This window comes from Brevundimonas sp. AVps7 (assembly GCF_058681545.1).
Map to the genome: position 1 here is coordinate 3,136,142 of NZ_CM178742.1, position 18,819 is coordinate 3,154,960.

The 18,819-nt window shown below is 68.6% G+C and carries 21 protein-coding genes and 1 pseudogene; 11 read left to right on the forward strand and 11 right to left on the reverse strand.

Annotated features, from left to right (window positions below):
* Positions 1–211: 211 nt before the first annotated feature.
* From ACW17Y_RS15600 to rdgB, 7 genes and pseudogenes are all read right to left on the reverse strand, one after another.
* A pseudogene (locus ACW17Y_RS15600) lies at positions 212–856 on the reverse strand (magnesium chelatase domain-containing protein); the annotation flags it as partial.
* 72 nt (positions 857–928) lie between these two features.
* Entirely contained in the window at positions 929–1,879 is a 951-nt protein-coding gene (gene gshB, locus ACW17Y_RS15605) for a glutathione synthase (protein ID WP_492036585.1), read from the reverse strand.
* 109 nt (positions 1,880–1,988) lie between these two features.
* Entirely contained in the window at positions 1,989–2,804 is an 816-nt protein-coding gene (locus ACW17Y_RS15610; RefSeq protein WP_492036586.1) for a SirB1 family protein, read from the reverse strand.
* 41 nt (positions 2,805–2,845) lie between these two features.
* Positions 2,846–3,250: a YraN family protein gene (locus ACW17Y_RS15615; protein ID WP_492036587.1), complete on the reverse strand. Its 405-nt coding sequence runs from the start codon at positions 3,248–3,250 to the stop codon at positions 2,846–2,848.
* Complete coding sequence (rsmI, locus tag ACW17Y_RS15620; RefSeq protein ID WP_492036588.1) at positions 3,247–4,122, reverse strand: 16S rRNA (cytidine(1402)-2'-O)-methyltransferase; 876 nt, start codon at positions 4,120–4,122, stop codon at positions 3,247–3,249. The genes ACW17Y_RS15615 and rsmI overlap by 4 nt, the downstream gene beginning before the upstream one ends.
* A 26-nt stretch (positions 4,123–4,148) precedes the next feature.
* Positions 4,149–5,318 carry a radical SAM family heme chaperone HemW gene (hemW, locus tag ACW17Y_RS15625; protein WP_492036589.1) on the reverse strand — a complete coding sequence of 390 codons (1,170 nt, stop codon included), beginning with the start codon at positions 5,316–5,318 and terminating at the stop codon, positions 4,149–4,151.
* A complete protein-coding gene (gene rdgB, locus ACW17Y_RS15630; protein ID WP_492036590.1) occupies positions 5,311–5,913 on the reverse strand; it encodes an RdgB/HAM1 family non-canonical purine NTP pyrophosphatase in 603 nt (200 codons plus the stop codon). Before rdgB ends, hemW begins: the two co-directional genes overlap by 8 nt.
* 547 nt (positions 5,914–6,460) lie before the next feature.
* Between rdgB and ACW17Y_RS15635 the strand changes: the two genes are divergently transcribed.
* The 4 genes from ACW17Y_RS15635 to ACW17Y_RS15650 are packed head-to-tail and all read left to right on the forward strand — an operon-like array spanning position 6,461 to position 8,403.
* Entirely contained in the window at positions 6,461–7,054 is a 594-nt protein-coding gene (locus ACW17Y_RS15635; RefSeq protein ID WP_492036591.1) for a DUF2975 domain-containing protein, read from the forward strand.
* On the forward strand, positions 7,055–7,294 hold the full coding sequence (locus ACW17Y_RS15640) for a helix-turn-helix domain-containing protein (protein ID WP_492036592.1): 240 nt from the start codon (positions 7,055–7,057) through the stop codon (positions 7,292–7,294).
* 4 nt (positions 7,295–7,298) lie between these two features.
* Entirely contained in the window at positions 7,299–7,877 is a 579-nt protein-coding gene (locus tag ACW17Y_RS15645) for a Smr/MutS family protein (RefSeq protein WP_492036593.1), read from the forward strand.
* Between the two features lie 34 nt (positions 7,878–7,911).
* On the forward strand, positions 7,912–8,403 hold the full coding sequence (locus ACW17Y_RS15650) for a hypothetical protein (protein WP_492036594.1): 492 nt from the start codon (positions 7,912–7,914) through the stop codon (positions 8,401–8,403).
* On the opposite strand, the gene ACW17Y_RS15655 is transcribed toward ACW17Y_RS15650, so the two are convergent.
* A complete protein-coding gene (locus ACW17Y_RS15655) occupies positions 8,400–9,410 on the reverse strand; it encodes an adenosine kinase (RefSeq protein ID WP_492036595.1) in 1,011 nt (336 codons plus the stop codon). The genes ACW17Y_RS15650 and ACW17Y_RS15655 overlap by 4 nt on opposite strands.
* 115 nt (positions 9,411–9,525) lie before the next feature.
* Here ACW17Y_RS15655 and ACW17Y_RS15660 point away from each other — a divergent pair, with 115 nt between their 5' ends.
* Positions 9,526–10,404, forward strand: a complete 879-nt coding sequence (locus tag ACW17Y_RS15660) for an ATP-grasp domain-containing protein (RefSeq protein WP_492036596.1) — start codon at positions 9,526–9,528, stop codon at positions 10,402–10,404.
* Here the strand turns inward: ACW17Y_RS15660 and ACW17Y_RS15665 are convergent.
* The 3 genes from ACW17Y_RS15665 to ACW17Y_RS15675 all read right to left on the reverse strand — a co-directional run bounded on the left by ACW17Y_RS15665 (position 10,376) and on the right by ACW17Y_RS15675 (position 13,837).
* Entirely contained in the window at positions 10,376–11,713 is a 1,338-nt protein-coding gene (locus ACW17Y_RS15665) for an APC family permease (protein ID WP_492036597.1), read from the reverse strand. The genes ACW17Y_RS15660 and ACW17Y_RS15665 overlap by 29 nt on opposite strands.
* Positions 11,714–11,775: 62 nt before the next feature.
* Positions 11,776–12,450: an endonuclease III gene (gene nth / locus ACW17Y_RS15670; RefSeq protein WP_492038316.1), complete on the reverse strand. Its 675-nt coding sequence runs from the start codon at positions 12,448–12,450 to the stop codon at positions 11,776–11,778.
* A 67-nt stretch (positions 12,451–12,517) separates the two neighbouring features.
* Positions 12,518–13,837 carry a flavin monoamine oxidase family protein gene (locus ACW17Y_RS15675; RefSeq protein WP_492036598.1) on the reverse strand — a complete coding sequence of 440 codons (1,320 nt, stop codon included), beginning with the start codon at positions 13,835–13,837 and terminating at the stop codon, positions 12,518–12,520.
* A gap of 97 nt (positions 13,838–13,934) precedes the next feature.
* On the opposite strand from ACW17Y_RS15675, the gene ACW17Y_RS15680 reads away from it, so the two are divergent.
* The 6 genes from ACW17Y_RS15680 to ACW17Y_RS15705 all read left to right on the forward strand — a co-directional run bounded on the left by ACW17Y_RS15680 (position 13,935) and on the right by ACW17Y_RS15705 (position 18,817).
* Positions 13,935–15,047: an HlyD family secretion protein gene (locus ACW17Y_RS15680; protein ID WP_492036599.1), complete on the forward strand. Its 1,113-nt coding sequence runs from the start codon at positions 13,935–13,937 to the stop codon at positions 15,045–15,047.
* Positions 15,044–16,633: a DHA2 family efflux MFS transporter permease subunit gene (locus ACW17Y_RS15685; RefSeq protein WP_492036600.1), complete on the forward strand. Its 1,590-nt coding sequence runs from the start codon at positions 15,044–15,046 to the stop codon at positions 16,631–16,633. The genes ACW17Y_RS15680 and ACW17Y_RS15685 overlap by 4 nt, the downstream gene beginning before the upstream one ends.
* On the forward strand, positions 16,633–17,226 hold the full coding sequence (locus ACW17Y_RS15690; protein WP_492036601.1) for a TetR/AcrR family transcriptional regulator: 594 nt from the start codon (positions 16,633–16,635) through the stop codon (positions 17,224–17,226). Before ACW17Y_RS15685 ends, ACW17Y_RS15690 begins: the two co-directional genes overlap by 1 nt.
* A gap of 99 nt (positions 17,227–17,325) precedes the next feature.
* Positions 17,326–18,081 carry a creatininase family protein gene (locus tag ACW17Y_RS15695; protein WP_492036602.1) on the forward strand — a complete coding sequence of 252 codons (756 nt, stop codon included), beginning with the start codon at positions 17,326–17,328 and terminating at the stop codon, positions 18,079–18,081.
* A 23-nt stretch (positions 18,082–18,104) separates the two neighbouring features.
* Entirely contained in the window at positions 18,105–18,608 is a 504-nt protein-coding gene (locus tag ACW17Y_RS15700) for a phasin family protein (RefSeq protein ID WP_492036603.1), read from the forward strand.
* A gap of 56 nt (positions 18,609–18,664) precedes the next feature.
* Positions 18,665–18,817, forward strand: coding sequence for a hypothetical protein (locus ACW17Y_RS15705; RefSeq protein ID WP_492036604.1), 153 nt, complete (start codon positions 18,665–18,667; stop codon positions 18,815–18,817).
* The last annotated feature ends 2 nt before the right edge of the window (positions 18,818–18,819 follow it).

Consider the following 18,819-nt stretch of genomic DNA (forward strand, 5'->3'; position numbering starts at 1 on the left):
CGATGCGCTTCTATCCCAGGGCTCTGCTTTCAGGGTCACCTATCCGAACGGGGATATATATAAGCTGTCGTAGTGCCAGAGCCCCCTCTGGGGGGTGTTGTGCCGTGGTGAGGGGATCGGGCACCCTTAATCCAACTAGGGGTGCTGGGCGTCGGGCATGGGTTCGGCTTACAGCCGTGCACGTGAACTGGGGTCTCCACGTCGTTGACATGAGGATATTGTGTCCCCCGGCGGCCGCCACCTCCAGCGCCCGCTTGGCGCTCTCCTGTCCCTTGACCTCGCGCAGGTCGGGCACGACGGCGCCCGACCGGACCGGCCCCGGGTCCGGCGCGCGCAGGATCGTCGTGCCCTTGAAATGATTGATCAGCCCGATCAGCGACCGGGGCGCCAGGATGCGCACGTCGCCGGCCCAGGCCGCCTCGGGTCCATTCGCCTCGGGACAGATCAGACCCAGGCCCATAGAGGCGGCGGCGACGGCCGCCGGAAGCGTTCCGCCCACCGGCTGGATCCGCCCGTCCAGCCCCAGCTCGCCCAGCGCCGCCCACCCCTCCAGCGCGTCCGGCTGGATCACCCCGAGCGAGGCCAGAAGGGCGAGCGCTATGGGCAGGTCGAAATGGCTGCCCTCCTTGGGCAGGTCGGCGGGCGCCAGGTTGGCGATGATCCGCTTGGCCGGGAGCGCCAGGCCGATGCCGGCGAAGGCGCCCCGCACCCGCTCGCGGCTCTCGGCCACGGCCTTGTCGGGCAGTCCGACGATGGAGAAGATGGTCTCGCCGTCCCGGCCGACCAGCTGGACCTCGACGGTGACCCGCCGCGCGTCGACCCCCTCGAACGCCACCGTCGCGATACTGGCCAGCATGACCCTCTCCTCGCCGCGCTACGTGAGCGCGAGAGAACGAACCATGAACTCATTCAGATTGCAAGCGCGCCGTCATGCACTCGGGACGTGTTTCGCCTCGATCACGTCCCAGAGGATCGCCGCCGCATCGATGCCGGTGAATTCCTTGAGCTGAACCGCGCCGGTCGGGGAGGTGACGTTGATCTCGGTCAGATAGTCGCCGATCACGTCGATGCCGACGAACAGCAGGCCGCGCGCCTTGAGCTCCGGTCCGATGATGGCGCAGATTTCCAGATCGCGGGCCGTCAGCTCGACCGGCGCGGCTGTGCCGCCGACGCGCAGGTTCGACCGCACCTGACCCTCGGCCGGGACGCGGTTGATGGCGCCGACCGGCTCGCCGTCGATCAGGATGATCCGCTTGTCGCCTTTGGAGACCGCCGGAATGAACTTCTGGATCACCAGCGGATCGCGCGAGCCCGCCATGTGGATCTCGATCAGGGCTTCGAGATTCGGATCGCCAGCCTTGAGGCGGACGACGCCGGAGCCCGCCGCGCCATGCAGGGGCTTGAGCACCACGTCGCCGTGACGCTCATGGAAATCGACCAGGGCGACGGGGTCGGAAGAGATCAGGGTCGGCGGCTGGACACCCTCGAACCGGGTCGCGAACAGTTTCTCGGGCGCGGAGCGAACCTCGGCCGGGTCGTTGACGACCAGGGTGCGCGGATGGACCGTCTCCAGCAGATAGGTCGCCGTGACATAGGCCATGTCGAAGGGCGGATCCTGACGCATGAGGATGACGTCGACGTCACGGCCGAGATCGAGTTTGACCTCGTCGCCGATGGTGACGTGGTCGCCGTGGACGTGGCGGATCACCACCGGCCGGGCGCGGCAGGTCAGGCTTCCGTCCTCCAGCGCCAGGGTGCGGAAGTCATAAACCCACAGCGGATGGCCGCGCTGCTGCGCCTCCATGGCCAGGAAGAAGGTCGTGTCCGAGGCGATGTTGACCGCCTCGATGGGGTCCATCTGGATGGCGACTTTGAGCATGAAGGACTTCCTTGGTGCGCTATCGCTCGCCGCACGGCGGCTCGCTGCTTGAGCGCGTTCGCGCCTTGGCCTCAAGTAGTGCGAAGCGCGGCGGTTCCAAGCAGAAACTTTAGTTCAACCGCATCCTCAGCCGGTCGGACGCCATCTGGTGCATCTGGTCGTCCTGGCCGGCGACGGCGCGGGCGCGACGCAGGGCCTCCAGCGCGCCGGTCAGGGCGCCCTGTTTCTCGCGGGCGGCGGCGACGTCGAGCCACGGCCGGTGATCCTCCGGATCGAGCAGGGCACGGCGCACGGCCGAGCGTTCGGCGCACAGATAGTCCTCGGCCTTGATGGCGCGGCTGAACAGGACGTTCTGCAGCCGGATCAGGCATTCGCGGTCGCTGACGGGCGCCATCAGCACGTCCAGCCGGTCGGCGACGTGCGGCGTCAGGCCGGCGCGCAGGGCTCGACGCGTCAGTTCCGAGGGCATGACGACCCGACCGTGGCTGAACGGATCCAGCGCGACCGGACCGGCAGGGGTCTCGACCCGCAGCAGGAAGTGGTTGGGGAAGTCGACGCCCTGGGCCTTGATCCCCGCCCGGCGGGCCGCGTCGAGATAGAAGACGGCCAGGGCCGCCGACAGGCCGCGCCTTCGCTCGGCGACATCCAGCACGTCTGTGTTGGCCGGGTCGGAATAGCGCAGCAGGTCGCCGTTCAGCCGCAGGTCGGCGGCCATGGTCTCGGCCAGGGCGTCGTCGGGGCTCTCGCCGCCGATACGCTCGGCCAGTCGCTGGGCGGCGGCATCGGAGAGGACCCGGGCGGGCGAGGGGTCCCGGAACGGATAGTCATGCAGGGCGCAGGCGATGGCCGTATCGAGCAACGGAAACGCGTCGTCGTCGGCCTGGCCGGCCTCTTCCAGTGCGACTTCCGCCTCTTCGCGCGTCACGGTCCGTCCCCCGACGACCTGTTTTCACCCCCCGGTGAAAACTAGAGATTGCGACGATGGCGCGGAATTCGCCCGGGGGCCAGCGCTACGGTATCGATTCGCAACGCAAGACCGGCCAAGCTGGGTCTTTGGCGCAACAGTGCCGCGCCCGCTGCGCGCAGCCGTACCAGTTGTTGATTATCAACAGCATTCAGCGCGGCCTCAATGGTGGCGCGGCGTTTGACCTCGACGACGACGATCGTCCTGCCCTGTCGCGCGAGGATGTCGATCTCGACCCCTCGCGTCTTCAACCGGAAGCCGAGAACCTGATAGCCCTTGAGCATCAGGAAGGCGGCGGCGACCCATTCGGCGCCGTGGCCCTCGCGGAACGCCCGCCCGCCCAGCGCCTGACGCCAGGCGGCCTTGCGCTGGACCGGCAGCGCGGCGCGGACCCTGGGCGGTTTCATCCCTTGCCCTGAAGCTCCAGCGCGCGGCGGTAGAGAGCCTTCCTCGGCAGGTCGAACGTCTCGGCCACCTCTGACGCCGCCTCGCCTGTCGGCAGGCGGGCGAGGGCCTCGGTCAGGGCCGCATCGACGTCGGCGGCGCTGGCGGTCTCGACGTCTCCCGGACCGATGACGATGACGATCTCGCCCTTGGGACTGTCGCAGCGCGGGTCGACGGCGAGTTCGGCCAGCGTTCCCCGGACCGCCTCCTCATAGAGTTTGGTCAGTTCGCGGGTGACGGCGGCGGGGCGAGGACCCAGCACCTCGGCCATGTCGGCGAGGCTGGCGGACAGGCGCGGGCCGCTCTCGAAGAAGACCAGGGTCTGACGCGCCGCCCTGACCTCGGCCAGCGCCGTCTTCCGCGCCGCGGACTTTGGCGGCAGGAAGCCGGCGAACAGGAAACGGTCGGACGGCTGGCCCGCGATGCAAAGGGCGGCGAGCAGGCTGGAGGCGCCCGGGATCGGATGGACGGGCAGGTCGGCGGCGATGAAGGCGCGGGCGACGACGAAGCCGGGGTCGGAGATCACCGGCGTGCCGGCGTCCGAGACCAGGGCCACGACCTGGCCCTCGCGCACCCGCTCGATGGCGATTTCAGCGGCGCGCGCCGAGGCATGGTCGTCGCAACGTTCGAGCTTCGCCTTCAACCCGTAGGCGCCCAGCAGCTTGGCCGTCACCCGCGTGTCCTCCGCCAGGACCAGATCGGCGGCGGCGAGGACGTCGAGCGCCCGCAGGGTCATGTCGCGCAGGTTCCCGATCGGCGTCGCGACCAGATACAGGCCCGGCGACACGGGCCGGGGCGGCGGGGCGGTCGGGGGAAAGGGGCCGGGTTCGCTCATCGCCCCTCCGTGCCACAGACCGGGGCTCAGGTCAGCAGAGCCTTGAGCAGGGAGTCGAGCACCGGCCGGCCGGTCGGGGTCGCCGCGACCCGGCCGTCAGCCACCGCCAGAAAGCCGTCCTCGACCAGACCATCCACGCGGGCGGTCAGATCCAGCGCCGCCAGATCGGTCAGGGCGACCCCCTCCACCGTGCGCAGGCCCAGCAGCAATCGCTCCTCGGCGGCGGCGCGGGGGTCGAGCGTCTCATGCTCCGACCAGGGCGTTCCGGCGGCGACGCCCTCGACATAGTCGGCGATGCGGCGATGAGCGACCGTGGCCGTGCGGGTTCCATCCAGCGTCAGACGCCCATGCGCGCCGGGGCCGATGCCGACATAGTCGCCGCCGCGCCAGACATGCAGGTTATGAGCAGAGCGGGCGGCGACATCCCGGGCGTGGTTGGAGACCTCATAGGCCTCGAACCCGGCGGCCCCGAGCACCGCCCGGGTGGCCTCATACAGGTCGGCGGCCGTGTCCTCGTCGGGCGGAACCAGCGATCCCCGCTCGGTCGCGCGGGCGAAGGCCGTGCCTTCCGCTATGGTCAGTTGATAGGGCGAGACGTGCTCGAACCCCATGTCGAGCGCCTCGTTCATGGCGGCGGTCCAGCCGGCGAGGGTCTGGCCGGGCAGGGCGTAGATCAGGTCGATCGACAGCCGGTCGAAGACCGTCGCCGCTACGGCGATGGCCCGGCGCGCCTCGTCCGCCGAATGGTTGCGGCCGAGGAATTTCAGCTGCTCATCGTCCAGCGACTGGACCCCCAGCGACAGCCGGTTGACGCCCGCCTCCCTCAAGGCGGCGAAATGAGCGGCTTCCGCGTCGGTGGGGTTGGCCTCGAGCGTGATCTCGATCTCGCCGCCGGGGAACAGGGCCCGCGCCCGGGCAATGATCAGCGCCACGTCCCCGGCCTGCATCAGCGACGGGGTGCCCCCGCCGAAGAAGATGGAGACCAGCGGGCGTGCGCCGATCAGCGCCGCCTGGGCTTCGAGGTCGCACAGGATGGCCTCGACCAGGACCGCCTGCTCCTCGCGCCAGCCCCGGTCGCGCACGACGTTGAAGTCGCAATAGGGGCAGATGCGGGCGCAATAGGGCCAGTGGACATAAAGGGCGACCGCGTCGCCACTCTGTGGATTCGGCGCAGCGGCGCCGGGGGTGTCAGTCAATCAGGGCCGCCTTCAGCATGGCGAAGGCGCGGGTGCGGTGGCTGAGGCTGTCCTTCAGCTCCGGCGTCATCTCGCCGAAGGTCAGATCGTGGCCCTGCGGAATGAACAGGGGGTCGTAGCCGAAGCCGTTGGTCCCGCGAGGCGGGAAGGTGACGACGCCGTCCACCCGCCCCTCGACCACCACGCAGGGCCCGTCCGGCCAGGCCACGGCCAGGGCCGAGGTGAACCAGGCCGACCGGTCCGTCGCCCCCAGCTCCTCCAGCCGCGTCTCGATCTTTCGCATCGCGGCGTCGAAGTCCCGCTGGGGTCCGCCCCAGCGCGCGGAGAAGATTCCGGGCGCACCGTCGAGCGCCGCGACCGACAGTCCGGAATCGTCGGCCAGGCTGACTTCGCCCGAGAACTGCGCCGCATGACGCGCCTTCAACATGGCGTTGCCGACAAAGCTGGCTTCAATCTCGGCCGGTTCGGGCAGATTCAACTCCCCTGCGGTGACCACCGTGTAATGTCCGTCCAGAAGCGCATCGATTTCACGCGCCTTGCCGGCGTTGTGAGTCGCGGCCACGAGCCGCATCCCCTTGATAAGCTTCAACTTCATCCGCGATCACGCCCGTGAAACATTTCATTGCCTAAGTTTAATATCGTTAAACGATATGTAACGTGACTAGTGGGTACGCACGGCCTATCTATGATCTCAAGAACGGCGGCCACAACGTTCCCCGGAAACACCCAGAAGGGCAAATCCGAACCCCGTGGCAGACAGAAGCGGGCATTAATGACCCGCCTCAGGATCGAAGGACAGAACGATGAACACGATGAACGCCTCGCTGATGATGGACAAGGTCGGCGCGCTGCTGATCAACGCCGCCCTGCTCGCCGCCCTGCCGACCGCCCTGGTCGCCATCCTGGTGCAGGCCTTCTAATACAGGTGTCGCTACCGCTCGCGACGAAAGTCCGGGCTCTCTCAATCCCCTGGTTGCCGATCCGGTGAGGCTCCCGAGCCGAACGACGGCAACCAAGAACGAAGAGGCTTTTGACGCCGTTGAAGAAGATCGCGATGTATAAGACCGCGTAGGGGTTCCCCCCGAACCCCGCGCGGTCCTCGCGGTCCAGACTTCCGGTCCAGATTCTTTCCCGAGCTGTCGATGTCCCTCACCCGGCCTGAGCTGCGCCTGCCGAAGATGCCCAGAGGCATCCGCGCGCCGTTCAAGACCTTGGGACCCGGCTCTGTTTCCAGCCTGCTGAAGATCGCGCTGGATGTGGCCTATGTGCTGCTGATGATCATCACTGCGGTGCTGCTCCTGGTCTTCCTCGCCTCGATCTTCATTCCGCTGGCCAATCTGAACATCACCGTCGCTAATGAGAGCGGCGGCCGGCAACAGCCGCTGACCCGGCCCCTGCTGCTGTTCGGCGTGGGGGCCCTGACCGCCTATTTCGGCGGCTTCCTGCTGATCCTCAGAAACCTGCGGATGATCTTCCGAACCCTGACCGTGGGCGACCCGTTCCGGCCCGAGAATGTGCGCCGTCTGCGCCAGATCGGCCTGATCCTTGCCATCGTCACCGGCGGCGTCTGGCTGGTCCAGGGACTGGTCGCCGCGCGTCTGGCGCCCGGAGTGATGGATTCCCAGGGCGTCGGCGAGCTATTGACCCCCGTCTTCTCGGTCCTGGTCGTCTTCGTCCTGGCCGAGGTGTTCAAGGAAGGCGCCCGTCTGCGTCGAGAGTCAGAGCTTACGATCTAGATGGCGATACGGGTTCAACTGGACAAAATGCTGGTCGAACGACGCATGTCGCTGACCGAGCTGGCCGATCGCGTCGGGGTGACCCTGGCCAATCTGTCGATCCTGAAGACCGGCAAGGCGCGGGCGGTGCGGTTCTCGACCCTCTACGCCCTGTGCCGCGAACTGGACTGCCAGCCGGGCGACCTGCTGGTCTATGAGCCCGGCCCGCCGGAAGCTGACGCCGACGGCGGAGACGCCTGACCCCGTGGCGCGGCGACCGCCTCCCGACCTGACGACCGAGGACCGCCGCATCTGGGCTCGCGTCTCCGGCTCCGTGACCCCGCCGAGGACCCGCAAGGCTGCGCGCGTGACCCCCGGCGCCATCCTCCCCGACGAGCCGCTGAAGCCCGAGACGATCAAGGCGCCCCGACCGCAGGTCATCGGCAAGCCGAAGACCTCGACGAAGATCCGCGCCGCTGCTACCGTCGCGCCAAAGGCCGCGCCTGCGCCGGCGCCCCGGTCCGCGCCCGAGGAGCTCGAGCCTCGCCGCCAGCGCAGGCTCTCGCGCGAACGCGATCCGATCGAGGCCTCCATCGACCTGCACGGCTTCGGCCGGTTCGAGGCGGAGGACCAGCTGCGCGCCTTCCTGGCCCAGTCGCAGGCCCGGGGGCTGCGGGCCGTTCTCGTCGTGACGGGGCAAGGTCGGCGCGGCGGCGGGATCATCCGCGCCTCGATCCACGAATGGCTGCAGGGCCATGCCCTGCGCGGCGTGGTCTCCGGCTTCGCCATGGCCCACCGGCGGCACGGCGGCGACGGCGCGATTTACGTCACATTGAAGCGCTAGCGCCAAACCCCTAGCCTTCGGGCGGAGGATCGACATGACCGCAAAACGCCTGTCCGCCTGGGTTTCAGCCGCCGTGCTGGTTTTCGTATCGACGCCCGCCCTGGCCTGCGTCATGGCTCCGCCGGCTCCGGACGAGGTCGTCGCCGAACGCGTCAGGAATCATCAGGCCGAGCTGTGGACCCGCTCCGACGTCGTCTTCCTGTCCGAGGCGAGCGCCTTCGAGCAGATCGAACTGGGCGCGGGCGACGGCTTCAGCGCCACTCTCGCGCCGTCGCTGGCGCTCAAGGGCGACCTGCCGGTGGAGCGGATCGGTATCCGCCACACGACCTTCACCAGCTGCGGGCCGATCCCCTTCCTCGACGCCCTGTCGGGCCGCGAGGGCGAGTGGTTCGTCACCTATGGCCGGCAGGTGTCGTCGGGCCTGTCGATCGACGCCACCATTCCCGTCACAGATCTGGTCGACGCCGAGGCCCTGCGCGCGTGGCGCAAGGGCCACGAGGCCGGGGACTCCGCTTCCGGAAACTAGGCCGTCAGCGTCAGGCCGTTCTCGGCGGCCAGATCGGCCAGCTTGACCATCGGACGCGGACCCCAGTGGGCGATGACTTCAGAGGCCGCAAGCGAACCCAGCTTGCCCGACTGTTCCAGCGTCAGGCCGCGCGCGACGCCCAGCAGGAAGCCGGCGGCGTACTGGTCGCCGGCGCCCGTGGTGTCCTGGACCCTGGCGACCGGATAGGCGGCGACCGGGACCCGCTCGTCGCCCGAAATGATGACGGAGCCCTCGGCGCCGCGCGTGACGGCGGCGATCTCGACCATCGAGGCCAGTTGCGAGGCGGCGGCGTCGAAGTCTTCGGTCTCGAACAGGGCGGCCAGTTCGCCTTCGTTGGCCAGGACGATGTCGGCCGAGGCCTCGATGAAGGCCAGCAGTTCGGCGCGCCAGCGGGCGACGACGAAGGTGTCCGACAGGGTGATGGCGACCTTGCGGCCCGCCTTGTGCGCGGCGGCGGCGGCGGCCTCGAAGGCGGCGCGGGCCGGGGCCGGGTCGAACAGATAGCCTTCCAGATAGACGATGGCGCTGGATCCGATCAGCTCGGCGTCGATGTCCTCGACCCCCAGCTGGTTCGCCGCGCCCAGGAAGGTGCACATGGTGCGCTGGCCGTCAGGCGTGACGTTGATCAGGCAGCGGCCGGTGCCGGCGCCGCCTTCCAGAACGGGGGTGTCGAAATGCACGCCCGAGGCGCGGATGTCGTGGCTGAAGACCTCGCCCAGGGTGTCCGGCGCGACCTTGCCGACATAGGCCGCACGGCCGCCGAACGAGCCGACTCCCGCGACCGTATTGCCGGCCGAGCCGCCCGAGGCCTCCACGCCCGCCGCCATCGCGTCGTAGAGGGCCGCGCTCTGGGTCTCGTCAACCAGCTGCATCGAGCCGGGCGTCAGGGACTGGGCGATCAGGAAGGCGTCATCGCAGGGCGACAGCACGTCGACGATGGCGTTGCCGACGGCGCAGACGTCGTATTGGGCGGTGTTCTGGGTCATGGCGCGCCCCATAGCGGGCGAGGACACCCTGCGCCAGCCCCGCTTTACCCCTCGTCGCAAAATCATATAAGGACATCCTTATATGATCCGGCCCGCAAGGCCGGGCGGAGGCCCCATGACCCAGATCGCCATCCTGACGCCCGCCGCCGACGATCCGGCCTACAAGAGCCACTGGCCCGTCGTGCTGGAGCGTCTGTCGAAAGCCCTGGCCATGGCCGATGTGACCGTCGTCCCGACCGCCTGGACCGACCATGTCGAGGACGCCTCGGGTCTGATGGACTACCCGCTGGTGCTGGGGGTCCTGACCTGGGGCTATTACGAGCGCCACTCCGACTGGCTGGCGGCGACGAAACTGTGGGGCGAGGCGGGCGTGAAGATCGCCAACCCGGCCTCGGTGCTGGGCTGGAATTCGGACAAGTCCTATCTGCGGCGTCTCGAGGCGGCCGGGATCGCCATTCCGCCGACGGCCTGGACTGATCAGGTGACGCAGGCCGAGGTCGATGCAGCCTTCGACCGGTTCGGGACTGACACTCTGGTCGTCAAGCCGACCGTCTCGGGCGGCGCATGGAAGACGATCAGGATTTCGCGCGGCGAGACCCTGACCGACGCCCCCGACGGCCCGGCCATGATCCAGCCCTTCCTGCCGGAACTGGTGGCGGACGGAGAGCTGTCGCTGCTCTTCTTCGGCGGACGATTCAGCCACGCGGTCATGAAGCGCGCGAAGGCCGGCGATTTCCGCGTCCAGGTCCAGTACGGCGGCGGCTATGCTCACGTCCCCGAACCGCCCGCCGGCGCCGTTGCGCTGGCCGGGCGCGTACTGGCTGTGATCGAGGAGCCTCTGCTCTACGCCCGCATCGACATGGTCGAAACCGGGTCGAACTGGGTCCTGATGGAAGCGGAACTGGTCGAGCCCGACTTCTATCTTTCGCAAGCGCCCGACGGTGGTCGCCTGTTCGCCGAGGCCGTCAGGACGCGACTGGCTTCCGGCGCGTAATGAACCACGCGAGGACGATCAGCACCGCCAGGGCTCCGAACGCCTTGGCCGTCGTGACCGGATCCTCGACCACGAAGACGACAAACAGGGCCGCGTTGATAGCCAGGGCGATCAGGGCCGGCAGCGGATAGAGGGGCATCTTCCACGGCCGCTCCAGCCCCGGTTCACGCACCCGCATGACGATGGCCGCGGCGTTCACCAGCACGCTCATCAGGGCCAGAAGCGCGGTCGAGAAGACCAGCAGGGTCTCGTAGACGCCGATCGTCGCCAGCAAACCGCCGGTCACGACCGTGGCGATCAGGGCCAGGCGCGGCGTGCCGTTGGCGGCGACGCCTGACAGGCCCGGCACCTGATACTCGCGCGCCATGGCGAACAGGACGCGCGGGAAGACCATGATCATGGCGTTCAGGATCGTCACCAGCGAGATCAGGCTGACAGCCGTCACCACCGGCCCCGCCGCCGCGCCGAACACCCGCCCGGCTGCGTCCGCCGCGACGAGGTTGGATCCGGCCATCTCGGCCGGGCTCAGGACGTTCAGATAGGCGAGGTTCGCCAGGACATAGATGACCGTCACCACGGCGATGCCGGAGAAGGTAGCCTTGGCGATGCTGCGGCCCGGATCGACCACCTCCTCGCAGAAATAGGCCGCGCCGTTCCAGCCGTAGTAGGTGCCGGAGATGGCCCTGAGCGCCATGACAATCCCGGCGAAGGTCAGGGCGACGGCCGTCGCTGGCTCGACCACGGTCGCGATCGGGATCCCCCGCGGGGCGAAGAACAGTCCCGCGATCAGGACGGCGAACAGGGCGGCCTTGACCGCACTGCCGATCTCCTGCGACCGGCCGCCGACCCTGGTGCCCAGCCACTGAACGCAGCCCACGGCGACGACAGCCGCCAGCGCCAGCACGCCGATGGGCAGGGCGGTGAGAACACCGAGCCGGTGAAGGTATTCGCCGAAGACCACGGCGATGAAGGCGATCCCGCCCATGTTGCCCAGCCAGTCGCAGACTCCGACCGCCAGCCCGGTCAGCGAGCCGAAGGCCCGTCGCGCGAAGGCGTAGGGTCCGCCCGTCTGGCGGATCGAGGCGGCCAGTTCGACTGTCGACATGGAATCGATGAAGGCGACCAGACCGCACAGGGCCCACAGGGCAATGATCCAGGCCGGGCTCTGCACACCCGAGGCGACAACGCCGGGCGTCCTCAGGATGCCCTGGCCGATCACCCCGCCGACGACCACGGCAATGCCGAAGGTCACCCCCAGCACGCGCAGCAGATGGCCGCGATCCGGATCGGGCAGGGTCGTCTCGGTCATGGGCAGGCTCCCCGACGGCCGCGCCGTCCTGGTTCTCGATAGACCACCGTTGGCCTCCGGCGCTAGACCGCCGCCATCAGTCCCCGCGAGGGGCAAAGGTCGTTGATGATGCAGCCGGCGCAGTTCGGCTTTCGCGCCGTGCAGGTGTAGCGGCCGTGCAGGATCAGCCAGTGATGCGCCTTGTGCAGGAAGGCCTCGGGGACGATGCCGTGCAACTGGTCCTCGACCTTGTCTGGCGTCGCGGCGTTGGCGAGGCCCAGCCGGTGCGAGACGCGGAAGACGTGGGTGTCGACCGCGATGGCCGGCTCGATGCCCAGTTCGTTGAGGACCACGCTGGCCGTCTTTCGACCCACGCCGGGCAGGGCCTGCAGGTCCGTGCGGGTCAGAGGCACGACGCCGCCGTGCTGTTCAAGGACGATGCGGCTCAGGGCGATGACGTTCCTCGCCTTGTTCCGATAGAGGCCGATCGAGGCGATGTAGGGGACCAGCCCCTCCTCCCCCAGCGCCAGCATCTTCTCCGGCGTGTCGGCCACGACGAACAGCCTGTCCGTCGCCTTGTTGACCGCGACGTCGGTCGCCTGGGCCGACAGGGCGACGGCGACGACAAGGGTGAAGGGGTCGGCGAAGTTCAGCTCGGTCCTCGGCTCCGGCATGACGCGGGCCAGACGGGTGAAGATGTCCTCGACCCGATCCTCGTCGGGCGGAAAGGCGAAGATCGGGATCGGCGCACCGGTCATGATGCTGCCGGGCTTGCGGGCGCCGAGCGCCGTCGGCTTGCCCGTAACCTTGGGACGTTTGGCCAACTCAGCGCGCCCCGGGATTGGACAGGCGCGGGTCGATGCCGAGCGCCGTGATCGCCTCAACCGCCGCGCGTTCGCCCTCCATCCAGGCGCCGTGGGCTGTGCCGTAGAAGCCGCGCGAGGTCGCCTCTCCGGCGATGAAGATCCGGTCCTCGATCGGCCGCGCCAGCCGCGCCCGGGCCCCGGTCTCGCGGTCGCCCAGACCCGGCAGGACATGGGAATAGGCGCCCATCGACCAGGACTCTGCGCCCCACATCGAGGTCGACAGGACCCGCAGCCGTTTCGGGAAGCTCGACCCCAGCAGGTGGGCCAGTTCGGAACAGGCGAAGTCGAAGAAGGCCGCCTCGCCCTCCGCCTCAAGCCCCCAGGCCAGGTCGCCGCCGAAATAGCCCTCGATGATCGGCCGACCGAAGGGGCGCAGATGATAGCCGCCGGTCTGGGCCGTGTCGGTCCGACCCCACAGCTGGCTGTCCTTGGGGAATTCCTCCGCCCCGTCGACGGCCATATGCAGTTTGGTCGCCAGGCCCAGGGGCGCACCGGCCGCCGCCTCGATCAGGTCTGGCAGGGGCGGATCGAACCGCACGGTTTCCGAAGCCAGCACCGAGGTCGGCAGGGTCAGGATCACGGACTTCGCCTCGATCACGCCGCGCGCCGTCTCGATCGTCATTCGGGAACCCGAGCGGTCGATCCGCTCGACCGGGCAGTTCAGCACCACCGGAACGTCCTCACCCAGTGACGCGATCAGGGTCCCGTAGCCCTCGGTCACCCGATGGTTGACGCCCGTGTCCTCGTAGGCGTCGTAGTCGAGGGTCGACACCTCGGCGAACTTCGCGCCGTTCAGCGCGCCCGATATGGCGTCCATCCGCGCGTTCCAGCGGTCGCCCGGGATGAACAGGTGCGAGGCCGCGCGATCGTCGCCGGTCCTGGCGGCCTCCGCGACCCGTTCGTCAAAGGCGTTGAAGGCTTCGCCGAACTCCGCCTGTTCGGCCGGGGTCAGGCCCAGGTTGAACGCCTGCTGACGCCACGGCGGCGGTGTCTCGTCGATGGTGAAGCCAGCTTCGCGCCCGATGGCGCAGAGCACGTTCTCGTCGGCCGAATGCAGCCAGCCGCAGCCGAGATCGAGCGGCATGTCCTCGTGGGTCGCCGTATGGGCTCGCCCGCCGATCCGGTCGCGCGCCTCCAGCACCACGACAGCCACCCCCGCACGCGCCAGCCGACGCGCCGCCGAAAGCCCTGCGGCGCCCGCGCCGATCACGGCGACATCGATGGAGGAGGGGAGGGAGATCAGGTCGCTCAGGAAGGCAGGGTGAACAGCGCGAAACATGACGTGTTCACGCCGCGTCGCAAGGGGATTGATTTTTGGACGATTGGGTCCATTTTACAGCCGTCCTCCCCGACGCCCATCCCAGAGACCCGTTCGCATGGCCCTCGCTCCCGCACTGAAGAAACGCCTCCCGCTGATCGTCGGAGGCGTCGTGGCCATTGGTCTGATCATCGGCGGCGCCGTCTGGTGGCAGAACAAGCAGCGGTGGGAGATCACCGACAACGCCTTCGTCCAGGCCGACGTGACCCTGGTCAGCCCCCAGATCGACGGCTACGTCGCCGAGGTCCTGGTGACCGACAACCAGCGGGTCCAGGCCGGCCAGATCCTGGTCCGGCTCGACGACGCCGACGCCAGGGCCCGGCTGGCCGCCGCCGAGGCCAATCTCGCGGCCCTGCTGGCCGCGGTGGACAATGTGGACGCCCGCGCCGCCCAGGAGGAGGCGATGATCGCGTCGCGCGCCGCCGCCGTGTCCCAGGCCCGCGCCCAGGCCGAACTCGCCCGATCACAGGTCGCGCGCTACACTGCTCTGCAGCGTCAGGGCTGGGTGTCGCAGCAGCGGATCGAGACTGAAACCGCCGGCGCCCAGACCGCCGCCGCCTCGGTCGCCCAGGCCCAGGCCGCCCTCGTCGCCGAGCAGCGCACCGCCGGCGTGCTGGGCTCGACCCGCCAGCAGAGCCTGGCCGCCGTCGATCAGGCCCGCTCGGCCGTCGAACAGGCTCGCATCAATCTGGATCGCACCATCATTCGCGCGCCCGCCGCCGGCGTCGTCGGCGCACGCGGCGTTCGCGCCGGTCAGTACGTCCGCCCGGGCGGCCAGCTGCTGTCTCTCGTGCCGCTGGGCGACACCTATATCGTGGCCAATTTCAAGGAGACCCAGCTGGGTCGGCTGCGTCTGGGCCAGACCGTCCACATCGAGGCCGACGCCTTCCCCGGCGTGGACCTGACCGGCCGCATCGACAGCTTCGCTCCCGCCACCGGTTCGGAGTTCGCCCTGATCCCGGTGGAGAACGCCACCGGCAATTTCACCAAGATCACCCAGCGCGTGCCCGTGCGCATTCTCGTGAACCGCGCTGACGGCGGCGCGGCCCTGCGTCCCGGCCTGTCGGTCGAGGTCAAGGTCGATCTCAAGAGCGAGGGCGGCGCCTCGTTCGCCGAGGCCGCCACGGGCCAGACGCGCCTGGCCGACGCAGGAACCACGAGCTCGCAATGACCGCCGCCACGCTGGACGGGACCGCCGGTCCCGCCGCCGAGCCCAAAATCAACTGGACCTTCCTGATCCTCGGCTTCGCCGGGATGGTCATCGGCCAGTTCATGGCGATCCTGGACATCCAGATCGTCGCCGCCTCCCTGCCCCAGATCCAGTCGGGCGTCGGCGCCTCCGCCGACGAGATCAGCTGGATCCAGACCGCCTATCTGATCCCCGAGGTCGTGATGATCCCCCTGTCGGGATATCTGTCGCGGCTGTGGGGGACACAGAAGGTCTTCCTGTTCAGCTGCGGCGGCTTCGTCATCATGTCGATCGCCGTAGGCCTGTCGTCCTCGGTCGAGGTGATGATCTTTTTCCGGGCCATCCAGGGCTTCGTCGGCGGGGCCATGATCCCGACCGTCTTCGCCGTGGCCTTCACCGCCTTCCCGCCGTCCAAGCGCGTCACCGCCTCGGTCTTCATCGGCCTGATCGTCACGCTCGCCCCAACCGTCGGTCCGACGTTGGGCGGTCACCTGACGGAGATGCTCAGCTGGCGCTGGCTGTTCTTCATCAACGTCCCGTTCGGCCTGTTGTCCTTCTTCCTCGTCTGGCGCTACGCCAATTTCGACAAGGGCGATCCGTCCCTGTCGAAGGGGTTCGACTGGCTGGGCCTGGCCCTGATGGCGACCTTCCTGATGAGCCTGCAGTTCGTGCTGGAAGAAGGATCGAAGAACGACTGGTTCGCCGACGACCAGATCCTGCTGCTGGCGGTGGTCGCGGCGCTCTGCGGCCCGGCCTTCATCTGGCGCTCGCTGGTCTACTACAACCCGGTCGTCGAGCTTCGGGCCTTCAACAATCGCAACTTCCTCGTCGGGGTCATCATGACCTTCACCGTGGGAGCGGCCCTGTTCGGGGGGACCTTCCTGTTGCCGCTGTTTCTGGCGCGGGTTCGCGACTACTCGCCGGCCGAGGTGGGCACGACGATGGTCGTCTCCGGCCTCGCCATGTTCCTGACCGGCCCGTTCGCGGGGCGGCTGGTGCGGGTGGTGGACCTGCGGATTCTGATGTTCGGCGGCTTCATGATGTGCGCCTGGGGCATGTGGGACGCCCACGCCGTGACCACGGAATGGGGTTTCTGGGAGTTCGCCGGGGTTCAGGCCCTGCGCGGAGCGGGCGTCATGCTGGCCATGATCGCCGCCCAGCAGGTGACCATGTCGACCCTGCCGCCGCACATGGTCAAGAACGCCTCAGGTCTGGTGAACCTGTTCCGCAATGTCGGCGGCGCCTTTGGCCTCGCCTTCCTGAACACCTCCCTGACCACCAACACCGCCCTGCACATGAGCGAACTGACCCAGGCCATCCCGCAGACCTCGGTCCCGATGCAGGAAATGCTGGCCGGTATGGCCATGATGATGGCGGGCTCGATCGATCCAGAGGGCGCGGCGATGAAGGCCGTCTACGGAATCCTGCAGCGTCAGGCGACGACGCTCGCATTCGGCGACGCCTTCGCCATGCTGGCCATCGGCTGCGCAGCCTGCGCCTTCCTGACCCTGCTGGCGCGGCCGGTGAAGCCGGGCACGGGAACGCCTCCGCCCGCGGACGCCCACTGATGCCCCGCGTCATCGGACAGATCGACGAGAAGAAATCAGAGGCCATCCTCGAGGCCGCCATGGCCCTGTTCGCGGAAAAGGGCGGGGCTGCTTCGATGGAGCAGATCGCCCGCCGCGCCGGAGTCTCGAAACAGACGCTCTACAATCGCTACGCCTCCAAGGTGGAGATCGGCCGCGCCATGGCCGAGCGCCGCTCCGACGCCATCACCGCCCCCCTCCGGTCCGGCGGCGAGCCGGTCGAGGTCCTGACCGCCCTGGCCCAGGCCATGCTCGACAAGCTGTGCACCGCAGAGGGACGTTCGGCCATGCGCGGGGTCGCCCTGATCTCGCCCCAGGCCCCCGACCTGGCCCAGGCCGTCTACCACGCCGGACCGGGCGAGAGCCTGCGCCGGCTGTCGACCTGGCTGGCCGAACAGGACGGCCAGGTCGCCCTGCGTGTGCCCGACCCGATGGCGGCGGCCGAGATGTTCACCGGCATGACCATGGGCCATGGCTATCTGCGCGGCATCCTCGGCGTCGACGAACCCGAGATCGACCAGAGCGGACGCGCCCGCGAGACCGCCGAACGGTTCATCCGGGCTTTCGCGCCCTGACCGACCGGGCGTAAGGAGAGGCCGGTTGCGGGCGCCGCCCCGCGCTCAAGTAGCGAGCGACCGCGTCGCGAGCGTAGCGCCTAGAATGAGAGTATTTCCATGCTGATCGCCTGTTCCTCCTGGCCCGAAATCGACGCGCGTCTGAACAGCGGCGCCCGCACCGTCATCGTACCGATCGGCTCGAACGAACAGCATGGCCCGACCGGCCTTCTGGGCACCGACTGGATGTGCCCGGAGATCATCGCCCACGCCGCCGAAAAGACCGACGGCAGCCTGGTGATCGCCCCGACCTTCAACATCGGCATGGCCCAGCACCACCTGGCCTTCCCGGGCACGATCTCGCTGCGGCCCTCGACCTTCATGGCCGCGATCACCGACTGGGTGTCGTCCCTGAGCCGCCACGGTTTCGAGCGGATCTATTTCCTCAATGGCCACGGCGGCAACGTCGCGACCATCGAAGCGACCTTCTCGGAGCTCTACGCCGAATGGAGTTTCGTCGAGGAAAGCGCCCCCTTCGTGCTCAAGCTGCGGAACTGGTGGGACCTGCCGGGCATCCACAGCCTGTGCAACCAGATCTTCCCGACCGGCCACGGCATGCACGCGACCCCGTCCGAGATCGCCGTGACACAGGCCGCGTATCCCGACCGGATCAAGACAGCGGAGTATTCGCCCCGGATCGCACCCAGCGGCCCGATCCGCGACGCCCTCGACTACCGCGCCCGCTTCCCGGACGGTCGCATCGGCTCCGATCCGGCCCAGGCGTCGCCCGAGAAGGGGCAGCAGATCATCGACGCCGCCGTCCCCGCCCTGATCCGCGACGTGGCCGCCTTTGCCGATGAAGTCTTGCCCAGCTGAGGAAAGCGGCCCAAGCCCTTCGCATGACCCTGCTCGACAAAGCCCTGCGTGACGGCAAACGCCTGCAACGCAACACGACCTCCGCCGCGATCACCGCCGCCAGCGGGGGCGAGATGATGCGGGCCGCCTCCGACGTCATCGCCGCGCGGCTGAACATCATGGCCGAGGGCCTGGCCAATCCGATGAAGGCCGACATGGCCGAGATGCATCTGATGAGCACGGAAAAGGTCGAGGCCATGAGCGCCTCGGCCGCCGCCGTCGCCGGCAATCTGGGCGACTTGGCCGCCCGCGTGTCGAAGTCGGCGATGGACGAGGTCGGCCATGCCCAGCGGGCGGCGTCCGCCATCGCCTCGGCCGCTTCGCCGCAAGCCGCCGCCACCGCCCACTACAACTATGCTGTCGCCTGGTGGAGCCGTGCGGCGGGCCAGATGCTGACCCTCAACACCGAACTGCTGAAGGCCCAGGCCGATGCGCTGAAGCCGATCCACTCGGCCGCCGTCGCCAATGCGAAACGGCTCAAGAAATAGGGAACGGCCGAGCTTCGCGGCACGTTGATCCGGGGTCAGCAACTGGAGCCATGACCATGGCCGACCCCAAGACCCAAGAGAACGAAAAACACCCCGGCATGCTGGGCGACGGCACCGAGGAACAGAACCTCAACCAGCCCGGCGATCCGTCGAAGCGGATCAGGGAAGACGAGGTCGATGAAGCCTTCGGCGGCGACGAAAAAGGCTGAAC

What these genes read in the sequence shown, in the direction of transcription:
- ACW17Y_RS15705 (WP_492036604.1), top strand. Translation starts at nt 18,665, where the DNA reads ATGGCCGACCCCAAGACCCAAGAGAACGAAAAACACCCCGGCATGCTG.
- rsmI (WP_492036588.1), bottom strand. Translation starts at nt 4,122, where the DNA reads ATGAGCGAACCCGGCCCCTTTCCCCCGACCGCCCCGCCGCCCCGGCCC.
- ACW17Y_RS15660 (WP_492036596.1), top strand. Translation starts at nt 9,526, where the DNA reads ATGACCCAGATCGCCATCCTGACGCCCGCCGCCGACGATCCGGCCTAC.
- ACW17Y_RS15635 (WP_492036591.1), top strand. Translation starts at nt 6,461, where the DNA reads ATGTCCCTCACCCGGCCTGAGCTGCGCCTGCCGAAGATGCCCAGAGGC.
- ACW17Y_RS15615 (WP_492036587.1), bottom strand. Translation starts at nt 3,250, where the DNA reads ATGAAACCGCCCAGGGTCCGCGCCGCGCTGCCGGTCCAGCGCAAGGCC.
- ACW17Y_RS15700 (WP_492036603.1), top strand. Translation starts at nt 18,105, where the DNA reads ATGACCCTGCTCGACAAAGCCCTGCGTGACGGCAAACGCCTGCAACGC.
- ACW17Y_RS15685 (WP_492036600.1), top strand. Translation starts at nt 15,044, where the DNA reads ATGACCGCCGCCACGCTGGACGGGACCGCCGGTCCCGCCGCCGAGCCC.
- ACW17Y_RS15665 (WP_492036597.1), bottom strand. Translation starts at nt 11,713, where the DNA reads ATGACCGAGACGACCCTGCCCGATCCGGATCGCGGCCATCTGCTGCGC.
- nth (WP_492038316.1), bottom strand. Translation starts at nt 12,450, where the DNA reads ATGACCGGTGCGCCGATCCCGATCTTCGCCTTTCCGCCCGACGAGGAT.
- ACW17Y_RS15695 (WP_492036602.1), top strand. Translation starts at nt 17,326, where the DNA reads ATGCTGATCGCCTGTTCCTCCTGGCCCGAAATCGACGCGCGTCTGAAC.
- ACW17Y_RS15650 (WP_492036594.1), top strand. Translation starts at nt 7,912, where the DNA reads ATGACCGCAAAACGCCTGTCCGCCTGGGTTTCAGCCGCCGTGCTGGTT.
- ACW17Y_RS15680 (WP_492036599.1), top strand. Translation starts at nt 13,935, where the DNA reads ATGGCCCTCGCTCCCGCACTGAAGAAACGCCTCCCGCTGATCGTCGGA.
- ACW17Y_RS15675 (WP_492036598.1), bottom strand. Translation starts at nt 13,837, where the DNA reads ATGTTTCGCGCTGTTCACCCTGCCTTCCTGAGCGACCTGATCTCCCTC.
- gshB (WP_492036585.1), bottom strand. Translation starts at nt 1,879, where the DNA reads ATGCTCAAAGTCGCCATCCAGATGGACCCCATCGAGGCGGTCAACATC.
- rdgB (WP_492036590.1), bottom strand. Translation starts at nt 5,913, where the DNA reads ATGAAGTTGAAGCTTATCAAGGGGATGCGGCTCGTGGCCGCGACTCAC.
- ACW17Y_RS15655 (WP_492036595.1), bottom strand. Translation starts at nt 9,410, where the DNA reads ATGACCCAGAACACCGCCCAATACGACGTCTGCGCCGTCGGCAACGCC.
- ACW17Y_RS15690 (WP_492036601.1), top strand. Translation starts at nt 16,633, where the DNA reads ATGCCCCGCGTCATCGGACAGATCGACGAGAAGAAATCAGAGGCCATC.
- ACW17Y_RS15640 (WP_492036592.1), top strand. Translation starts at nt 7,055, where the DNA reads ATGGCGATACGGGTTCAACTGGACAAAATGCTGGTCGAACGACGCATG.